The organism is Aliiroseovarius sp. M344 (genome assembly GCF_025140835.1).
Classification (GTDB): Bacteria; Pseudomonadota; Alphaproteobacteria; order Rhodobacterales; family Rhodobacteraceae; genus Aliiroseovarius.
In genome coordinates, this window is record NZ_CP081153.1 from 2,156,050 (window position 1) to 2,174,585 (window position 18,536).

The 18,536-nt window shown below is 57.2% G+C and carries 16 protein-coding genes; 14 read left to right on the top strand and 2 right to left on the bottom strand.

Annotated features, from left to right (window positions below):
- Positions 1–119 precede the first annotated feature (119 nt).
- From K3556_RS10500 to K3556_RS10540, 9 genes are all read left to right on the top strand, one after another.
- Entirely contained in the window at positions 120–1,538 is a 1,419-nt protein-coding gene (locus K3556_RS10500) for a type II and III secretion system protein family protein (RefSeq protein ID WP_260516740.1), read from the top strand.
- A 1-nt stretch (position 1,539) separates the two neighbouring features.
- Positions 1,540–2,217, top strand: a complete 678-nt coding sequence (locus tag K3556_RS10505; protein ID WP_260516741.1) for an OmpA family protein — start codon at positions 1,540–1,542, stop codon at positions 2,215–2,217.
- Positions 2,218–2,631: 414 nt separating this feature from the next.
- Positions 2,632–3,903 (top strand): CpaE family protein, encoded by a 1,272-nt coding sequence (locus K3556_RS10510; RefSeq protein WP_260516742.1) that lies wholly within the window; start codon positions 2,632–2,634, stop codon positions 3,901–3,903.
- A 13-nt stretch (positions 3,904–3,916) separates the two neighbouring features.
- Positions 3,917–5,374 (top strand): CpaF family protein, encoded by a 1,458-nt coding sequence (locus tag K3556_RS10515; RefSeq protein WP_260516743.1) that lies wholly within the window; start codon positions 3,917–3,919, stop codon positions 5,372–5,374.
- A gap of 2 nt (positions 5,375–5,376) precedes the next feature.
- Positions 5,377–6,345, top strand: coding sequence for a type II secretion system F family protein (locus K3556_RS10520; protein ID WP_260516744.1), 969 nt, complete (start codon positions 5,377–5,379; stop codon positions 6,343–6,345).
- A gap of 14 nt (positions 6,346–6,359) precedes the next feature.
- Positions 6,360–7,334 (top strand): type II secretion system F family protein, encoded by a 975-nt coding sequence (locus K3556_RS10525; protein ID WP_260516745.1) that lies wholly within the window; start codon positions 6,360–6,362, stop codon positions 7,332–7,334.
- A gap of 118 nt (positions 7,335–7,452) precedes the next feature.
- Entirely contained in the window at positions 7,453–8,001 is a 549-nt protein-coding gene (locus K3556_RS10530; protein ID WP_409557777.1) for a tetratricopeptide repeat protein, read from the top strand.
- A 31-nt stretch (positions 8,002–8,032) separates the two neighbouring features.
- Positions 8,033–8,899 carry a lipopolysaccharide assembly protein LapB gene (locus K3556_RS10535; protein WP_260516747.1) on the top strand — a complete coding sequence of 289 codons (867 nt, stop codon included), beginning with the start codon at positions 8,033–8,035 and terminating at the stop codon, positions 8,897–8,899.
- 7 nt (positions 8,900–8,906) lie between these two features.
- Entirely contained in the window at positions 8,907–9,407 is a 501-nt protein-coding gene (locus K3556_RS10540; protein WP_260516748.1) for a prepilin peptidase, read from the top strand.
- 63 nt (positions 9,408–9,470) lie between these two features.
- On the opposite strand, the gene K3556_RS10545 is transcribed toward K3556_RS10540, so the two are convergent.
- Positions 9,471–11,165, bottom strand: a complete 1,695-nt coding sequence (locus K3556_RS10545; protein WP_260516749.1) for a hypothetical protein — start codon at positions 11,163–11,165, stop codon at positions 9,471–9,473.
- Between the two features lie 122 nt (positions 11,166–11,287).
- Between K3556_RS10545 and K3556_RS10550 the strand changes: the two genes are divergently transcribed.
- The 5 genes from K3556_RS10550 to K3556_RS10570 all read left to right on the top strand — a co-directional run bounded on the left by K3556_RS10550 (position 11,288) and on the right by K3556_RS10570 (position 17,222).
- Positions 11,288–12,601, top strand: a complete 1,314-nt coding sequence (locus K3556_RS10550) for an ATPase (RefSeq protein ID WP_260519228.1) — start codon at positions 11,288–11,290, stop codon at positions 12,599–12,601.
- Between the two features lie 116 nt (positions 12,602–12,717).
- Entirely contained in the window at positions 12,718–15,132 is a 2,415-nt protein-coding gene (locus K3556_RS10555; protein ID WP_260519229.1) for a ligase-associated DNA damage response DEXH box helicase, read from the top strand.
- Between the two features lie 56 nt (positions 15,133–15,188).
- Positions 15,189–15,851 (top strand): ligase-associated DNA damage response endonuclease PdeM, encoded by a 663-nt coding sequence (pdeM, locus tag K3556_RS10560; protein WP_260516750.1) that lies wholly within the window; start codon positions 15,189–15,191, stop codon positions 15,849–15,851.
- 72 nt (positions 15,852–15,923) lie between these two features.
- Positions 15,924–16,367: a PaaI family thioesterase gene (locus K3556_RS10565; RefSeq protein ID WP_260516751.1), complete on the top strand. Its 444-nt coding sequence runs from the start codon at positions 15,924–15,926 to the stop codon at positions 16,365–16,367.
- Between the two features lie 60 nt (positions 16,368–16,427).
- Entirely contained in the window at positions 16,428–17,222 is a 795-nt protein-coding gene (locus K3556_RS10570) for a crotonase/enoyl-CoA hydratase family protein (RefSeq protein ID WP_260516752.1), read from the top strand.
- Positions 17,223–17,245: 23 nt separating this feature from the next.
- Here the strand turns inward: K3556_RS10570 and K3556_RS10575 are convergent, their stop codons facing one another.
- Positions 17,246–18,298, bottom strand: coding sequence for a Hint domain-containing protein (locus K3556_RS10575; RefSeq protein ID WP_260516753.1), 1,053 nt, complete (start codon positions 18,296–18,298; stop codon positions 17,246–17,248).
- Between the last annotated feature and the right edge of the window lie 238 nt (positions 18,299–18,536).

Below are 18,536 nucleotides of genomic sequence, written 5' to 3' on the forward strand. Positions count from 1 at the left end.
TTTCTGACGCAGGCTGCGACACAATTGGGCGTTAATGACCCAAAGCTGGGCGAAAGACCCGGAGCAGTCAGGTGGGCTTAGCCCATATTATCGAGACGTGGTCAGAGAGGCAGGATCACATGAAAGTTGATCGTTTTATTAAGGCGGCCCTTTTGGGTCTAACGCTGGGGATCGGCGTACCGGCGGCATCATCCGCTGAAACGTTGCGCGTGATGAGCGGGTCGCCGTCAGGCGCTCTGAAGGTCCCCATGAACCGGGCAGTGGTCGTCGAAAGCGACGTCCCCTTCGCCGAGCTCTCCATTGCCAACCCCGGCATTGCAGACATTTCGACATTGTCGGATCGCACCATTTATGTGCTGGGCAAGACACCGGGGCGCACAACGCTGACCCTTCTAGGGGCAGACGGCAAGCTGATAACCAATGTCGAGGTGCATGTCGCACCCGACATCGCAGAGTTTAAAGAGCGCCTGCGCCAGATTCTTCCCGGAGAACAGATCGAAGTGCGCACCGCCAATGACGGGATCGTGCTCTCTGGCATGGTCAGCTCGATCCAACGCCTTGATCGGGCACTTGATCTGGCGCAACGTTACGCACCGGAGCGGGTGTCGAACCTGATGACGGTCGGTGGCACACAGCAAGTGATGCTGAAAGTGCGGTTTGCCGAGATGGGACGGTCAGTCCGGAAATCGCTATCAAGCTCTCTGCAGCTTGGCGGCAATATCGGAAATCTTGATGCCAATGCCGCAACTGGGACGATGCTAAGCCCAGCAAATGCTGGGCGCGTCACCGGGGACCCCATCAACGTGGCCGCGGGGACACAGGGTGGCGTGGTGCTTGGTTTCAACGCCGGTGGTCTGAGAATGAATATTCTGCTTGAAGCCCTTGAAAGCAAGGGTGTCGTGCGGACTTTGGCCGAGCCGAACCTAACCGCCTTGTCAGGTCAAGAGGCGTCGTTCCTTGCAGGTGGCGAATACCCCCTGCCCGTGTCCAACGGCGACAACGAGATTGCCGTGACCTATAAGCCTTTCGGCGTCGAATTGACCTTCACACCAACGGTGCTTGCAGATGATGTGATCAACCTGCAACTCAAGGCTGCCGTGTCTGGGTTGGACGAATCCGTCAGCTATAATAACGGCGGTTTCTCCATCAACGCATTCCGCCGCCGCGAAACCTCGACCACGGTCGAGATGCGCGATGGTGAAAGCTTTGCGATTGCGGGCCTGATCGAGGATGATTTCCAAGACAATATCGCGTCTGTCCCCTGGCTGGGTGATATTCCGGTTCTTGGAGCCCTGTTCCGTTCTACCGAATACCAACGGTCGCAATCTGAGCTGGTGATTATCGTTACAGCGCACCTTGTTACCCCGACACGGGGCGAGGCTTTGGCTGTGCCAACCGACAGAATCCGGCCACCCTCTGAGCAGGAACTGTTCCTGTTCGGCAATACTACCGCCAAGAACCGACCCAAATCTGGCGCCGCGGGCGAAGTGGCCCAGCAGGACTTTTCCGGGTCCTATGGCTATGTGATGGAGGACTGAGATGCCCATTAAACGTATCAAACCATTGCTCGCAGCCACCTCGGCGATTGCCATTTTGACGGCATGTTCCGGCGCCGACGTTGCATCGAAATCCTGGTTCATCGAAGCCGGTGCGCAGCTGGACGAAGGCGACTTCGCTCAGCCGACGGCCTATAACCTCGGCGTTCAGACCGGAAAGATCAATCCAGCAGTCGCGATGGCCAACCGTTTCAACCAGGAATCGCAAGACACGGTCAATTTTGCGTTTAACAGCGCCGCCTTGGATGACAACGCACGCAGAATTCTGAGCCAGCAAGCCCATTGGATTGCCCAGTTCCCAGAATTACGCTTCCGTGTCTATGGTCACACCGATCTTGTTGGCTCCAATTCATATAACCAACGTCTCGGAATGCGCCGCGCAAATGTGGTGGTGAATTATCTGGTCGCCAGCGGCATCAGTCGGTCGCGCCTGGAAGCGGTCGTCAGCTATGGGGAAACCCGCCCGTTGGTCGTGACGCGCGCGCCTGAAATGCGCAACCGTCGTACGGTGACAGAAGTCACCGGCTTTGTGGGTGGCCGCAAGCCGACGGTGCTGGACGGCAAATACGCCGAGGTCATTTATCGTGAGTATGTTGGCAGCGCTGTACCAATACCGATCATCTCGGCAGGCACTGCCGGTTCTGTCGGCGAGGGCCCCTGATCGACCCAAAACACAAAAAGGCGCGGCAAGATCGCGCCTTTTTGCTGAAGCTTTGCACGGCGCGCCACAATTTCGCCGCAATCTGGGCAGAGAACCAAGAACGCTGCTGGCAAGCTCTCCTTACGAAGACCTTACTTTATAAGCGTTTCTTTGCGGGACTCGGATGCGATATCTCGCTAAAGGTGAATACATTCGCCGTTCCTCTCTGGGAAACAGACGCGCTGTTTCACCCGGGATCGTCCCAAATGAACGAATAATTTGGCCGTTTCAGCCGCAATGTTGCCCAGATTCGCTGTCACTTCTTTGAACTATTGGGAGCAGTCCGCGTGCGATGTTCGATTTGAGCACACCTTTGTGGGCAAAGGACCGATGGCAGAACGCCTGGGAGCGGGCTCTAACTGGAGGGAATTTACGATGAGTAGCAGTGTTGCGCTACACGCCGACCCCGAACCGATCGTAGCTTGCACGATCGCACGGGATGTTCAGAACTTCGATCTTCTGATCGAGGATATGGAAGCCGAACTTGGTGAAGCTTGGGGCGACTTGTCGCTGGACGACGCTCTAGCGTTCTTCGCCCAGCCGGACGCCGACGCGCTTGAGTTTGTCGCGATTGCAATGGACGATCAGGATGAAACCGATCTTTCAAAGGTGGCCGGAGTCATCCGTGCAGCCGTCGAGAAGGGTATCAAGGTCATCGTGATCGCGGAAGAAGTTAGCCCGATTGCGCTGCACCAACTTCTGAAAATGGGCGCCGAAGAATTCGTCCCCTACCCCCTTCCCGAAGGCGCCTTGCGCGACGCGATCGATCGCATGCGCGCGCCTGAGCCGGAAGCGCCTGTTCAACCCGCAGCGAATGCGCAGCCAACCCCGGTAAAAGCCGACGGCGACCGCGAAGCGGTCATCCTTGCCATCCACCCTATGGCCGGCGGCACTGGTGCCACCACATTTGCGGTGAACTTGGCTTGGGAGCTTAGCCAGATGGACCGGGCCAAGAAGAAAAAAGAGACCAAGACCCCACCACGCGTGTGTCTGCTGGATTTTGGCCTTCAGTTTGGCTCTGTCGCCACCTATTTGGATCTGCCGCGCCGCGACGTCGTTTATGAACTTCTGTCCGACACCGAAGTCATGGATCACGAGATTTTCGCACAAGCCTTGGTGACATACGAGGACGACCTGCATGTCTTGACAGCTCCGCCCGACATGTTGCCGTTGGACATGCTGAATTCGGAAGATATTAGTCGCATTGTCGAAATGGCACGCCGTAACTTTGACTATGTGGTCATCGACATGCCGAATACAGTTGTGCAGTGGACGGAAACCGTTCTTCACGCTGCGCATGTGTACTTTGCCACGCTCGAACTTGACCTGCGTTCAGCCCAAAATGCGCTGCGGATGATTAAAGCGCTGAAATCAGAAGAGCTGCCAGTCGAAAAACTGCGCTATGTGCTGAACCGCGCCCCAAAATTCACCGATATGTCGGGGAAATCTCGGGCAAAACGTCTTGCCGAAAGCCTTGATATTTCGATTGAACTGCACCTGCCAGATGGCGGCAAACCGGTCACTCAAGCTTGTGATCACGGCATGCCCCTATTCAGCGCAGCCGCAAAGAACCCGTTGCGTAAAGAAATCCACAAACTGGCGAAATCTGTTCATGACCTGAATCAGGCCGAAGCCACAGCTAATTGACCCCGGAGGCGCCATGTTTTCCCGCTATAGTAAGACAGCAAAAACTGCGAAAGCAGCGCCTGAGCTGAAAACCGTTGAGGGTGGCAAGGGCGCTGCCCCTGCCCCCAAGGCCGCGCAGCCTGCTGCACCCGCACCTTCGTCCCTTAGACAGTCCAACGTGCAAGAAGCCCGCGCGCCGCAGTCCGATAAAGATCGCAAGCGCAAGGAACGTCTGGCTGAAATCAAGACCGAGCTGCACAAAGAGCTTCTGGACAACCTTAATCTTGGCGCGTTGGAAAGCGCGGCAGAGAAAGATCTTCGCGCGGAAATAACTGATATTACATCAGAATTTCTAAGCACACGCGATGTTGTCCTGACCCGGGATGAACGCCTTCTGCTCAACCAGGAACTCTATGACGAAGTGAAGGGGCTTGGCCCGCTTGAGCCGCTTTTGAAAGATGAAACGGTCAACGATATTCTCGTCAACGGTCCGCAGCAGGTATTCGTTGAACGCGCAGGAAAGCTTCAACTGACCGATGTGACCTTCAAAGACGAACGTCACCTTCTGCGGATTATTGACAAGATCGTGTCGGCTGTTGGTCGTCGAGTCGACGAGTCCAACCCGCATGTTGACGCCCGTTTGGCCGATGGCTCGCGTTTCAACGCGATGGTTCCACCAATTGCGGTCGATGGCTCGTTGGTATCAATTCGTAAATTCAAAAAAGACAAGCTCGGCATTGACGAACTAGTCAGCTTTGGCGCTTTCTCGGAAGAGATGGCCGCCTTTTTGCAAGCCGCTGTGGCGACACGATTAAACGTGATCGTTTCGGGCGGGACCGGTTCTGGTAAAACCACCTCGCTGAATGCTTTGTCATCTTTCATCGACAACTCTGAACGCATCCTGACGATCGAGGATACGGCGGAACTTCAACTCCAACAGACCCATGTAGGCCGGATGGAAAGCCGCCCGGCCAACGTCGAAGGCAAGGGTGCTGTGTCCCAACGGGACTGTCTGAAGAACGCCCTTCGGATGCGTCCTGATCGCATCATCGTTGGTGAGACGCGCGGTGAAGAAGTTATCGACATGCTACAGGCCATGAACACCGGCCATGATGGATCGATGACGACAATCCACGCCAACTCGGCCCGTGATGCCGTATCGCGTCTGGAAAACATGATCGCTATGGCCGGGATCGAAATGCCGATCAAAGCCGTACGCAGTCAGATCGCATCAGCTGTGAACCTGATCGTGCAGGCCAGCCGCCTTCAGGATGGCTCGCGCCGCATGGTGTCGATCACCGAAATCACCGGTATGGAAGGCGATGTCATTTCGATGCAGGAAGTGTTCCGCTACGAGCGACTGGGTCTGGCGCCTGATGGCAAGATCATCGGACGTTTCAATGCCACAGGCGTGCGGTCGCACTATTCCGACCGATTCCGCCAGTGGGGCTATGACCTGCCCGCATCCATCTATGAGCCCTGGAGCGACTGACCATGACCATTTCTATCGAGCCCATTCTGTATGGTCTGATCTTTTTGGCCGTGTTGCTGTTGGTTGAAGGCATTTATCTGACCGTCTTTGGTAAATCCATCAGCCTGAACAACCGTATCAATCGCCGCCTTGATATGCTGGAAAAAGGTGCCGCGCGCGAAGAGGTTCTTGAAAAACTTCGCAAGGAGATGGGCCAACACGTCAGGGCGCAGGGTATTCCTTTCTATTCCCTGCTGGCCACCAAGGCCCAAAAGGCGGCTATCGCCTTCACGCCTGCTCAGCTCGTAATGATCATGGTGTTCTTGTCGATTTTTGCGTTCGTCGGGCTGGGCGTGGCTACCGCCGCATCGCTGCCTGTACGCGCTGGCCTTGCCATCGTGATGGGCGTTGGTGGGGTCTATATCTGGGTCAACAACAAAGCCAAAAAACGCACCTCTATGATCGAAGAGCAATTGCCCGATGCTGTCGAACTGATGGTTCGCAGCTTGCGGGTGGGGCACCCTTTTTCGTCTGCCGTGCAAATTGTTGCGAAAGAGGTGCCCGATCCACTTGGCACCGAAATGGGCTTGATTGCTGACGAAAGCGCTTATGGTCGCGACGTCGGTGAAGCATTGGCGACAATGGCCGAGCGTCTGGACAATCAAGATATGCGGTTTCTGGCTGTTGCAGTTATCATCCAACAAACGTCAGGCGGCAATCTGGCCGAAATCCTTGATGGCCTTGCCAAGGTGATCCGGTCACGTTTCAAACTGTTCCGCCGCGTCCGTGCGATCACCGCCGAGGCTAAATGGTCCGGTAACTTCCTGTCTGGCTTCCCGCTTCTGGCGCTTGTGATGATCAACTTGATCCAGCCAAACTATTATGACGAGGTGCGTGACACGCCCTACTTCATCCCAGCATGCCTGATTGTTGCTGGCTTCCTTGTGGCGAACGTTGTCGTCATGCGGATGCTGGTCAATATCAAGGTCTGACAGAGGTATTCTCGATGGAACAGATCAACGCAATTCTGACTGACCTTCTTGGCCCCGCTGGCCCGCTGCTGGCAGTGGGCGCGCTTGGCATCGTGCTGATCGTTGTGACTGTGCCGTTCCTGTTGCGCCGCAATGTCGATCCGCTTGAAAAGCTGCGGAAATCCCGTGAAAGCGGAAATGTCGCCGGGAAGAAAGTTGACCTGCGTGTCGCATCTGGGTCGAACAAGCTTGAGAAATATTCGGCCTTTCTGGAACCACAAGACGCAGAGGAATACTCTGCCATTCAGCTTAAACTGTTGCAGGCCGGGTATCCGGGCAAGAATGCTGTGCGCACATTCCACTTTGCCCAGTTCGCGCTTGGCATCGGCCTGCTGATTTTCGGTGTGTTCCTGACCATCCTCAAGACGGCCAACGGACAGGAAATGTCGACCCAAGCCCGCATGTTGTGGATTCTCGTGCCGGGCGTTTGCGGTTACATGCTGCCGAAATACTGGGTCACCCGCCGGGTCGAAACCCGCAAGGAAGAAATTACCAACGGATTTCCAGACGCGCTTGACATGATGTTGACCTGTGTTGAGGCTGGCCAGTCGCTGGACCAGTCCATCCTGCGCGTATCCAAGGAAATCCGCGCCTCCTACCCCGCGCTGGCCGACGAGTTTTCGATCGTGTCCAACGAAATGAAAGCAGGCAAAGACCGCGTCCAAGTTCTGCGCGATCTGTCGGAGCGTTCCGGCGTACCAGATGTCGCAAGTTTTGTGACCGTGATGATCCAGTCGGCCACGTTCGGCACCTCGATTGCGGACGCTTTGCGCGTATATGCTGGCGAGATGCGAGATAAACGCGTCATGCGCGCCGAAGAGAAGGCAAACACCTTGCCGACCAAGATGACACTTGCCACTATGATGCTGACCGTGCCGCCGCTTTTGATTATTCTGATTGGTCCGTCGGTTTACGGCATCTATTTGACCCTAAAGAACGTTCGCTTCTGAGCTGGCTCAGGGTCGCGCGTAGGAGGCCCATTTGACGAAGTGTCGCCCGAACTGCACGACCAACATCCGTCCCATCACCAACAGAGGTCCCGCTTCTCGCCGCGCGCTTGTCATCATCATGGGCGCCTTGGCGCTTGGTGCATTGCCTGCCTGCACGCCAGGAGCAGGGCCATTTTCCAAAACCGACAGTCCCTATGCGCCCACTGATGTCAAACGCGGCGAAGAGGCGGTGGATGGTCTGACTGTTGGGCACAGGTTGACCGCCGCTGGCGAACATGAACTTGCGCTGAAAGCCTATCTTCGTGCCGCAAGCGAACAGGGCATTACAGTCGACGTTTTATCAGCCATCGGCTCAGCCAATCTGCAGTTGGGCCGGTTGGGGCAAGCCGAACGGATCTTGCGCCAAGCCACAGAAAAAGACGGTACATTTGTTCCAGCATGGAACAATTTGGGTGTCGTATTGATGGAAACCGGCCAAACAGGCGAAGCAGCCCGTGTCTTCCAGATCGCATTTGGCCTGGATCGTGGCCAATCTGCCCAAATCCGTGACAATTTGCGCTTGGCGCTCGCAAAAATGGAAAACCCGGATTATGATCAAGACCATAATGATACATTCGCGCTGGTTCGGCGGGGGACAGGGGACTACCTACTTCTGTCGCAAATCTAAGCGAAGACACGAGCAGTAAAAGGACGCAAAAATGCGCCATACCATCTTTCTGACGCTCTGCCTTGGCAGCGCGGTTGCCCTTTCCGCTTGCAACAAGCCGAAATCGGGTGGCGAAGAGGTCGAACGTGCCATCGCAGATGTGAACGTCATCGACGAAAGCAATCTGAACGACATCATGCTGACTGTGGGGGATCCGAATGAAGCGGTCGCCTATTTCAAGCGCTCAGCGGAATCTCAACCGGGTCGCATCGATCTGAAACGAGGGCTGGCACAATCTCTGATTCGCGCCAAACGCCCGGTGGAAGCTGTGCCGGTGTGGAAAGAGATTGTCGCAAGCTCGCAAGGCACGTCGGATGATCGTGTCAGCTTGGCGGATGCGTTGATCCGGGCCGGTGACTGGGCGCAGGCCGAAACCGTACTGGACAAGGTGCCACCCACCCACGAGACCTATCGCCGTTACCGGCTTGAAGCGATGATCGCGGACAGCAACAAGGAATGGAAAAAGGCGGACAGCTTTTATGAAACCGCTGTTGGGCTGACCACCAACCCGGGTTCTGTCATGAACAACTGGGGGTATTCCAAACTGACCCGCGCCGATTACAAGGGCGCTGAGCAGCTGTTCTCGCAGGCTTTAAGCTATGATGACAAACTGTTCACAGCAAAGAATAATCTTGTCTTGGCACGTGGTGCACAACGCAAATACGACCTGCCGGTCATTCCGATGACCCAAGTCGAACGCGCGCAGCTTTTGCACACGCTGGCCTTGTCCGCGATCAAGCAAGGTGATGTGACAACTGGCAAAGGCCTGTTGCAGGAAGCCATAGACACGCACCCCCAGCATTTCGAAGCCGCAACCCGCGCGCTGGAAGCGCTGGAAAGCAACGTCTCGAACGGATGAATCGGGCATGAACACGGCCATGACAAGTTGGGCAGCGATGCTGTTTCTGCCCTTTGCAGTTCCGATTGCCTTGTGGGCCGTGTGGTCCGATTTGTCGCGTATGAAGATCCCCAACAAAGCGGTCATGGCGTTGACCATTGTTTTCGCCGTGATCGGACTTTTTGCCTTCGAGCTTGATGAATACCTGTGGCGCTGGGTTCATCTGGTGGTCATTTTGGTGATCGGCTTTGTGATGAATATCGGCCGGATGCTGGGCGCTGGTGATGCCAAATTCGCCGCAGCAATGGCGCCGCTTATTGCCCTGCCCGACGCATTTCTTGTCATGATGATCCTTGCGGTGATGATCATCGCTGGTTTCATCCTGCACCGGATCGCGCGGACCATGGACTGGGTGCGCGCGGCCACACCGGATTGGGAAAGCTGGAAACGGCGCGACTATCCAATGGGACTTAGCCTCGGGGCGACGTTGATCACCTATCTTGTTCTGGCCGCACTCACCGGCGCTTAAATACGGACAAAGTCGGCGACCTCACCCGACAACAGCTTGTTTTACTGGAATAATTCTTTCCGATTAATCGACTGCTGATAAGTCGCTTTCATTCTCATCAACCGGTGGGTCGACCGGTTTCGGCTTCTCACCCGGCAGACTGTAGAGCGTGTAATAGGGCGTCTTTCGCACCTCTGTCACTTGATCAATCCAGTCCTGACCTGACACCTCGTCCAGTATCTTTTTGCGGGTGTCGGCGGAGAGTGGGCAAGTTGGCACTAGCAAATAGTCGGCATTTTCGATCCCGCTGAGTTCGCCGTAATACCACGGTGCGCCACCTTGCAGCGGGGCCAGATCGGCATAGAGCCAATAGCTGGACAGCAAATCAGCAGAGAACAGCGCCTTTCCCGGACCAGCCCAATCTACGATGTCTTCCGAAACCGCCCGGAACCAGACCACCATTCCAAGTTCAAGCGTGCAATAGTCCAACGCCCGACCCTGAAAAATTACATCGGTGTCTTCACGCGCCTCATCGTCAGACAGCGCGGCGAACAGCGATCCTGGGCCATCCAATGCCCGGCGCACATCGACCCGTGCCGCGCGCGGGGCGAAGGTCTGCAAGTCCTCATGCACGCCACTGCCGGGCATAAGAGGGACGTATTTTTCTACATCTGTCGCAAGGTGGCGAAACGGGCTGGCGGCAAGGTTCAGAAAACTGGGGGTCGCAAAGGCGAAAGCCGCAACCGCCGAAAAGGTGATCGCTTTTTGTAGATCCCAACCAAATCCATTGAAGACAGGGCCCGTCGGACGCGTCGCGATCAACAAAAGCCCCAGCAGCCACAACCATTGCGGATCATTTCCGAAATTCTGAAAAGTCACATAGAAGAAACCGGGCAATAGCAACAGCAGGACCATACCTTCGGTCATCCGTCCGGTCTGCCGCAGAAAAATCACCGATAGAATCGCAATCAGCGACCCGCCCAGATACGCGGGCGCGCTGACGACGTAGCCGAAATCGCGGCCCGGTTGCGGCCGCACATCGGAAGCTGCGACATTCAGCAGATCACGCAAATAAGCCAGCCAGATCAACGGCGTCCCGATCCAAAGCGTCACAAGTGCCGCGATTATGATGCCGGTCAGCAACGCCCAGACGACCGTGCGCCCTGCCCCGCGGGCGAAAAGGGCGACAAGAACCGGAATGAAGAACGCAGCGAAATAGGTCACTTTGATCATCGCCATCACGGCCATGGCCACACCGATCACAATTCCATCCATCCGCAACGAGGTCTGATCACGACCCGGCAGGATCGCTGGCGTGATGGCAAGGAAGGCCGCAGCCCAAGCCCAGCGGTTGTAATGCATCGAGATCGAGACGCTGTCATCGACCTCGCCATACACCAGCGCCACCGAGAAGATAAGGATTGTCGCGGCGAAGAGCGCGGCCCAAAACCCGTCGAAACGCGTGTTGGCCACCCACCAAGCGAGCGGAAAAAATACAATCGCAACAAGAAGTTGACCCGCATGAATGGCATGGCCTATGCCAAAGCCTGCCTCTAGGAAAACTGTGATGGGGGCAAAAGCCAGAACCCCAATGGGGGTGACAAAATCCAAATGTGGCCAGTCCCCCTGGCCCATTCGCAACAGCATCTGAAGCAGGTGCAGCGTGTCGCCTTCATGTTTGCTGATGAATAGGCCGCCCTTGGCAAGAAGCACAAAAGCATACAATCCCAACAGGCTTGCCATGAAGGCTGCCAAAAACTTGCCTTTATTTCCGCTCATACCTGCCCTCATTCTTTTGTAGCTAAATTAGCGTCAATACTGCGCTTGGCAAAGCTTTGTAATTGTTTGGTCAATTTATTGACTTGGCAGTCTTAAACCGCAACATAAGATCGAGCATGACAATGAATGTACATAGCACGGACATGATAGCCCCCCCACCGGCGATGAGCCTGTCCGAAACCGGCCTGTCGCTGGTGATGATGCGGGACATCCTGCTGAAAACGATGTTCCGTACCAATCTGGAACAGGTCACAGACCTAGAGCGGGTTTTGTGCCTGCCTGCCCGAGTTGTGCAGGAGCTGATCGACATGAGCCGCGACGGCGGGCTGGTCGAGGCAATGGGCACGCTGCACGCGGGTTCGAAATCATCGGAAATGGGCTATAGGCTGTCAGACAGCGGCAAAGCGCGCGCTTTGGATGCGCTGTCGCAATCCGAGTATTTCGGCGCGATGCCTGTTCCGATGGAAGTCTATGCCAAGCAGGTGAAGCGTCAGTCGATCCGCAACATTCACATGTCCCGCGAACAATTGACGGGCGCGATGGGTCACTTGATCTTGCCGCCTGATCTGCTGGACCAGCTTGGACCCGCGGTTGGCTCTGGTCGATCCATCCTGATGTATGGCCCGCCGGGCAACGGTAAATCCTCGATCTCGAACGGGATTCGGGATGCGTTGGGCGACAAAATCTACGTCCCCCGCGCCATCGAATATTCCGGTCAGGTGATTACCGTCTATGATCCGATCGTCCACACCTTGGCCGAAGAGGCCGAGGGCGACCCCAACGCGCTGCGCCGTGTCACGAAAAAACACGACCGCCGCTATGTGTTGTGTGAACGCCCGACCGTGATCACCGGCGGTGAATTGACGCTCGACATGCTCGATCTGGTGTATAACCCGACCGCGCGGACGTATACGGCTTCGCTGCAGCTCAAATCCTCAGGCGGCGTGTTTATCGTCGACGACCTTGGCCGCCAAGCCGATCCGCCCCAGGCGCTGATCAACCGCTGGATTGTTCCACTGGAAGAAAACAAAGATATTCTGGCCCTGCAATCGGGCGAGAAATTCGAGGTGCCATTTGACACGCTGGTGATCTTCTCAACCAACTTCCACCCAAACAAGATCTTCGATAAGGCGGCGCTGCGCCGGATTTTCTATAAGATCAAGATCGACGGGCCGGATCAGGAAGGTTTCCTGAAAATCTTTGCCATGGTCGCAAAGAAAAAAGGGATACCGCTTTCGCAAGATGCCTTGGTGCATCTGCTGAAGACCAAATATCCGACAATCGACAACATCTATGCCAACTATCAGCCGGTGTTCCTGATCGACCAGATGCTGTCGATCTGTGATTTTGAGGGGATCCCCCCCCAAATGACCCCGGACCTGATCGACCGCGCATGGGAAAACATGTTCGTGAAAGAAGAGGAAATCGTGCACTAGAACTCCATTCCAACGGACCACCAAGGGCGACCTGCGGCTAACCGCATGTCGCCCTTTTTTTAGCCGCGTGCATTTCGGGCATGTTCACGCCGCGCGCCATTTCCTATCCTGCCCGCATGACCACCCTGCCCCCAACCTTTGACCGCTGGTTCGCTCAGCGCGGCTGGACCCCGCATCCGCACCAACAGGCGATGCTGGCGCGCGCGCATGAACCTGCCGTGATATTGATAGCACCCACCGGGGGCGGCAAGACGCTGGCCGGGTTTTTGCCAAGCCTGGTCGAACTGGGTGACGCGCCAGAGCCGGGATTGCACACGCTTTATATCTCGCCGCTCAAGGCGCTTGCGGCGGATATGCGGCGCAACCTGATGACCCCGATCGAGGAAATGGGCATAGCTGTCCGGGTCGAAGATCGGTCTGGCGACACCACCCAGACCCGCAAGAAAGCGCAACGCGCCGACCCGCCGCATATCCTGCTGACCACGCCCGAAAGCCTCGCACTTCTGTTGAGTTATGAAGATGCACCGCGCATGTTCGCGGGTCTGAAACGTGTGGTGGTGGACGAGTTGCACGCACTGGCGGAAAGCAAACGCGGCGATCAGCTGATGCTGTGCCTGTCGCGTCTGTCGGCGCTCTGCCCCGGCTTGCAACGTGTCGGGCTGTCCGCCACGGTCGAAGATCCACCCGCCTTGGCTACGTTCCTCGCGCCATATCCGGCGCAATGCGACATAATCGAAGCCGACCCCGGCCCTGACCCTGACATCTCGATGCTGACGACGCAAACACCGCCCCCGTGGTCTGGCGGCGGCGGACGCTATGCCATCCGCGAGGTGCTGGACGCGGTCGCGCGCCACAAGACCACGCTGATTTTTCACAACACGCGCGCGCAAGCCGAGATCTTTTTCCACGAGCTTTGGCTGGCCAATGAAGCCGCCCTGCCGATTGGCATTCACCACGGATCGCTGGCGCTGGAACAACGTAAAAAGGTCGAGGCAGCGATGGTGGCGAGTGCGTTGCGCGCGGTGGTCTGCACGGGGTCGTTGGACCTTGGGCTGGATTGGGGTGATGTCGATCTTGTCATTCAGGTTGGGGCGCCCAAGAACGTCAAACGGCTTGTGCAACGCATCGGACGGGCCAATCACCGCTACAACGCGCCCTCCAAAGCGCTGATCCTACCGGCCAACCGCTGGGAGGTGATCGAATGCCACGCGGCGATCGAGGCGGTGCTGGCCCATGACCTTGATGGCGATCCGCGCGGCCCCGGCCCGCGCGACGTCTTGTGCCAGCATATCCTGATCACCGCGTGTTCAGGCCCCTTCGACGCCACCGCACTGTTTGACGAGGTGACAACCGCGGGCCCCTATGCCGACTTGTCACGCGCCGAGTTCGACGCCTGTCTGGATTTCGTGGCCACAGGTGGCTACGCCTTGCGCGCCTATGACCGGTGGCAGCGGCTGATGCAACGCGCCGACGGGCTGTGGCAGTTGCGCGATCCGCGTCTGACACAACAAGTGCGAATGAACATTGGCACGATCATCGACACCGACACATTGAAAGTGCGGATGAAAGGGCGGTCCGGTGCCTCGGCCGGCAAACCGCTGGGTGAGGTTGAGGAAAGCTTCGCCGCCTCGCTGGTGCCCGGTGATACGTTTCTGATGGGCGGCAAGATCGTGCGGTTCGAAACCCTGCGCGAGATGGAGGTGCAAGTCAGTCGCGACCGGGGGCGCAAGCCGAAACTCGCCGTGTTTTCTGGCACCAAGTTCTCGACCTCGACGCAACTGTCCGAACGTATTCTGGATCTTCTGCGCCGCCCACGCTTGCCCGATTTACCCCACCATACACTCGACTGGATCGCATTGCAGCGCGAGGTCAGTCAGTTGCCACGTGCAGGCCGCATCCTTGTCGAAAGCTTCGATCACGAGGATCGTCCACACACCTGCATCTATGGCTTTGCAGGTAAGAACGCGCAGCAAACACTGGGATTGATGGTGACACGCTGGATGGAGGACGCAGGGCTTGGCCCGCTGGGTTTTGTCGCCACCGATTATGCCACGCTGATCTGGTCCGTGTCCCATCTGGACAATCCTGCGAAAGCGCTGGACGCTTCAGGGCTGCGCGACGGGCTGGACGGGTGGCTGGCCGAGAACGCGTTGATGAAACGCAGCTTCAAAGGTGCGGCCACCATCGCGGGCATGATCACCCGAAATCTACCGGGGAAGCGATCCTCTGGGCGGCAGGCGACGTTTTCGGCCGACATCCTCTATGACACGCTCAGGAAGTACGACCCCGACCACCTGCTGTTGTCGATCACGCGGGACGAAGCGATGCGTGGGTTAATCGGGTTTGGCCGGATTGACGAGATGTTGGCGCGTACGGGCGGATTAATTGACCACGTTCATCCGGGCCGCGTGACGCCGTTTGCCGCCCCATTGTTCCTTGAGGTTGGCAAAGTGCCAGTCGAAGGAACCGGGGTCGAGGCCCTGATGCGGGCCGAAGCTGATCGCCTCATGATAGAGGCCGGGCTGGCATGATGCATGGTATGCAGGAATAGCTTGCATTGGGGCAGAAAATCGACTTGGAAGAACGTATGAAGGGGTATGAGTTCATTTTCACGGGGGTGAAACTGACGTTGTTGCCGTCCGGTGCGCTCTGGTGGCCGGATCAGAAGCTATTATGCGTCTCGGACCTGCATCTTGGGAAATCGGAACGGTTGGCGCGCAATGGTGGCGCGATCCTGCCGCCTTATGAGACCCGCGACACCTTGCACCGGCTGCAAACCGATATCGAGACTTCGGGCGCACGCACGGTTGTTTGTCTGGGCGACAGTTTCGACGATGTCGAAGCGTCAGAAAACTTGCCGGAAACCGAAGCCTTGTGGCTGGCCCGGCTGATGGCCGGACGCCGCTGGGTATGGATCGAAGGCAACCACGACCCCGGCCCCATCGAATTCGCGGGCACCCATCTGGCAGAGCTTTTACGCCCCCCGCTTTACTTCCGCCACATCGCACGGGTGGGCGCATCGGGCGAGATTACCGGCCACTTTCACCCCAAGGCGAAATTGCACGTCAAAGGGCGCACGGTCAGTCGCCCTTGTATGCTTTTTGACGGCGACCGGGTCATTATGCCGTCCTATGGCACCTATACAGGCGGCCTGTGGTCAGACCATTCTGTGCTGTCTCGATTGATGCGGCCCGAGGCCATCGCGGTGCTGCTGGGCGACCCGCCCCAGCCGATCCCAATGCCCCGGTAGGCCGTGTGACGCCACGTTCCACGTCGCACCTTCGCCGCCTGTGTTAGTCTTTGACGACAACCAGGATCGCACATGACAGACTTACCACCAGACACGATCGCGAAAATCCGCGAAAGCTTCGCGTCGCAAAACCTGATGACGCTGATCGGCGCCGAGATCACCGGTTTGCAGCATGGCTATTGCCAGATAACCGCGCCGATCCCTGACACAATGCGCCAGCAGCATGGCTTTGGTCACGCTGCGCTGACCTTTGCCTTGGGGGATACGGCGGCTGGCTATGCCGCGCTTGCGGTGATGGCCGAGGGCCAAGAAGTTCTGACCTCTGAGATCAAGATCAATCTGCTCGCGCCGGCCAAAGGAAACAAGCTTGTCGCGGAAGGTCGTGTTTTACGCATTGGTCGCCGCCTGATCCCAGTCGAAGCCGACGTCTGGGCCGAACAGGACGGGCAACGCACATTGATCGCCAAGCTTTTGGGCACGATGGTTCCGGTCTCCGCGCCACCTGCCGCAACGTGACGGTTGGCGCGGCCACTGACACGCGCCACACTCTGCCCCAAGCCCAAAGAGGAGAACCCCATGTCTGACCGCGTACGCATTACCGAAGACAATCACGTGGCCACAGTCACCCTGACCCGTGCCGACAAGCGGAACGCGCTGGATTTGGAGATGATCCGCGCCATCGTGGACGCGGGCGAAACGCTAGGCGCGCGCAAGGATATCCGCGCCGTCGTTCTGACCGGTGACGGACAAGCTTTTTCTGCAGGGCTGGACTTGGCAGCATTGCCGGAAATCGCGAAATTCGCAATGCAGGGCGACGTGTTTCTTGAACGCACGCATGGCAACTCCAACTTGTTTCAAGCCGCATCGATGGTCTGGGCTGAGATGCCGCAACCGGTGATCGCCGCCGTACACGGCTATGCTTTCGGCGGCGCGTTCCAGATCATGCTGGGCGCAGACATGCGGATTGCCGCACCGGACACGCGGTTTTCGATCATGGAAGGCCGTTGGGGCATCATCCCTGACATGGGGGGCATGGTGTTGATGCGGCGGTTGGCGCGCGGCGACGTGATCCGCAAGCTGACTTACTCTGCCGAGCAATTCGAAGCGCCACAAGCACTTGACTGGGGGTTTGTGACCGAACTGACCGACGCGCCGCTGGATCGCGCACACGCCCTTGCCGCCGAGATCGCTGGGAAGTCACCCGACGCAATTCGCGCCGCGAAGGCATTGATCCGCGACACCGAACTGATGGGGTGGAAAGAGACGTTGGTCGCGGAAAGCCATGCGCAAGAGGCCCTGATGGGCAAGCCCAACCAAATGGAAGCGGTGATGGCAGGCCTGCAGAAACGCGCGCCCAACTTTAATGACTGAATGTAAAGCGCCACGCCAATGGCTTACTGTACCGCCAGCAACGGCTTTCTATTGGACACATGACGCCGCACCAAGGTCTTCATGTGCTTGCCTTTGGGTGGGCAGAACCGCGCCATTGCTGGCAGATAGTCCGACGCGAGCAACTCGGGAAACAACGAGATAATCTCGTTATACGCGTCGTCGCCAACGCTCTTTAGGGCTTCTTTCCCTGTGAACAGGCTTTCGGTCGGGGCGCCTTCAGAGAATACAATCTCGTGGCTGTCAAACAGCATGTGCATATAGGTCACCGGCGCATTGACGGTGTCAGTAAAGATGCCGGGAATGTCGACCAGCTTGTGCGCCGGGATCAGCGTCTCTTCCTTGCCAAACATGCGCTTTGCGATGGGTGACCGCACCAACACACGATGTTGCGGCGACACGCACAGATCGCGCAACGGCAAATTCGCGCCAAGCGCCCCGGCCTTGATCCGGATCGGCGTCAGTTTCGGCTTCTTCAAAAGCTCGCGAAGGCTGAGGTCCCGCTTGCCGATCCAGCGGATTTTCTGCGGGCCATTGTCCAGTGTCAGCACCTCGTCGCCAACGTCCAGCGTTTCGATCTTTCGCGCGCCGGCTGGCGTGTCGATCATCGTGCCTGTCACAAAACAGGGCACGATTGAACTGACAGGAATCGAGGGTCCGTCATTCGTGACAGCTACCACGGTGAACGTCGTATTGGTCGGCGGCACCTGTCCGTTCAGGAACGCAATGAAATAACCTTGTTCGACAGACGTGCCCTGGATCTTGCCATTGCCGTTGGCATCCCAGTCCAAGACACCAATTTCATAGGTGTTCGTTCCGTCGGTTATCTGAATGGTATAATCCCAGATGATGACTTCGCCATTATAGGTCTGTCCTGCATCGTTCGGGTTTTCATCCTGACCGCTGTCACCGGTCACAACAGTACCATCACTACCGTCTTCGATCGTGATCTTGCTGTAAGACCCGAGTTCAAACGACGACCCTATCGTCGCGAGCTTAGCCGTAAACTTCGACATCGTCGTATCGGTGCGGAACGCACCATATATGGAAACGGACATGCTGTACCTGCAGCGCCTCTTGGCGGCGCCCTTTCGTGCGACTCTGTGGTCGCTATCGACTGCTCAATTGCCCGCGACTTTTTTGCGTCGCGTTAACGTTGAAAAGGTTAACAGAATATTTTCAGGCGCGAATCGAAATATTTTTCCCGCAAAAGCAGAGTGCTAAGTCTGCAACACTCGGTTTCGCCCATGATAACCGTGCGCCAAGGCACCAACACGCGCATCTGGCAGCGCTTCA

What these genes read in the sequence shown, in the direction of transcription:
- K3556_RS10500 (WP_260516740.1), top strand. Translation starts at nt 120, where the DNA reads ATGAAAGTTGATCGTTTTATTAAGGCGGCCCTTTTGGGTCTAACGCTG.
- K3556_RS10505 (WP_260516741.1), top strand. Translation starts at nt 1,540, where the DNA reads ATGCCCATTAAACGTATCAAACCATTGCTCGCAGCCACCTCGGCGATT.
- K3556_RS10510 (WP_260516742.1), top strand. Translation starts at nt 2,632, where the DNA reads ATGAGTAGCAGTGTTGCGCTACACGCCGACCCCGAACCGATCGTAGCT.
- K3556_RS10515 (WP_260516743.1), top strand. Translation starts at nt 3,917, where the DNA reads ATGTTTTCCCGCTATAGTAAGACAGCAAAAACTGCGAAAGCAGCGCCT.
- K3556_RS10520 (WP_260516744.1), top strand. Translation starts at nt 5,377, where the DNA reads ATGACCATTTCTATCGAGCCCATTCTGTATGGTCTGATCTTTTTGGCC.
- K3556_RS10525 (WP_260516745.1), top strand. Translation starts at nt 6,360, where the DNA reads ATGGAACAGATCAACGCAATTCTGACTGACCTTCTTGGCCCCGCTGGC.
- K3556_RS10530 (WP_409557777.1), top strand. Translation starts at nt 7,453, where the DNA reads ATGGGCGCCTTGGCGCTTGGTGCATTGCCTGCCTGCACGCCAGGAGCA.
- K3556_RS10535 (WP_260516747.1), top strand. Translation starts at nt 8,033, where the DNA reads ATGCGCCATACCATCTTTCTGACGCTCTGCCTTGGCAGCGCGGTTGCC.
- K3556_RS10540 (WP_260516748.1), top strand. Translation starts at nt 8,907, where the DNA reads ATGAACACGGCCATGACAAGTTGGGCAGCGATGCTGTTTCTGCCCTTT.
- K3556_RS10545 (WP_260516749.1), bottom strand. Translation starts at nt 11,165, where the DNA reads ATGAGCGGAAATAAAGGCAAGTTTTTGGCAGCCTTCATGGCAAGCCTG.
- K3556_RS10550 (WP_260519228.1), top strand. Translation starts at nt 11,288, where the DNA reads ATGAATGTACATAGCACGGACATGATAGCCCCCCCACCGGCGATGAGC.
- K3556_RS10555 (WP_260519229.1), top strand. Translation starts at nt 12,718, where the DNA reads ATGACCACCCTGCCCCCAACCTTTGACCGCTGGTTCGCTCAGCGCGGC.
- pdeM (WP_260516750.1), top strand. Translation starts at nt 15,189, where the DNA reads ATGAAGGGGTATGAGTTCATTTTCACGGGGGTGAAACTGACGTTGTTG.
- K3556_RS10565 (WP_260516751.1), top strand. Translation starts at nt 15,924, where the DNA reads ATGACAGACTTACCACCAGACACGATCGCGAAAATCCGCGAAAGCTTC.
- K3556_RS10570 (WP_260516752.1), top strand. Translation starts at nt 16,428, where the DNA reads ATGTCTGACCGCGTACGCATTACCGAAGACAATCACGTGGCCACAGTC.
- K3556_RS10575 (WP_260516753.1), bottom strand. Translation starts at nt 18,298, where the DNA reads ATGTCCGTTTCCATATATGGTGCGTTCCGCACCGATACGACGATGTCG.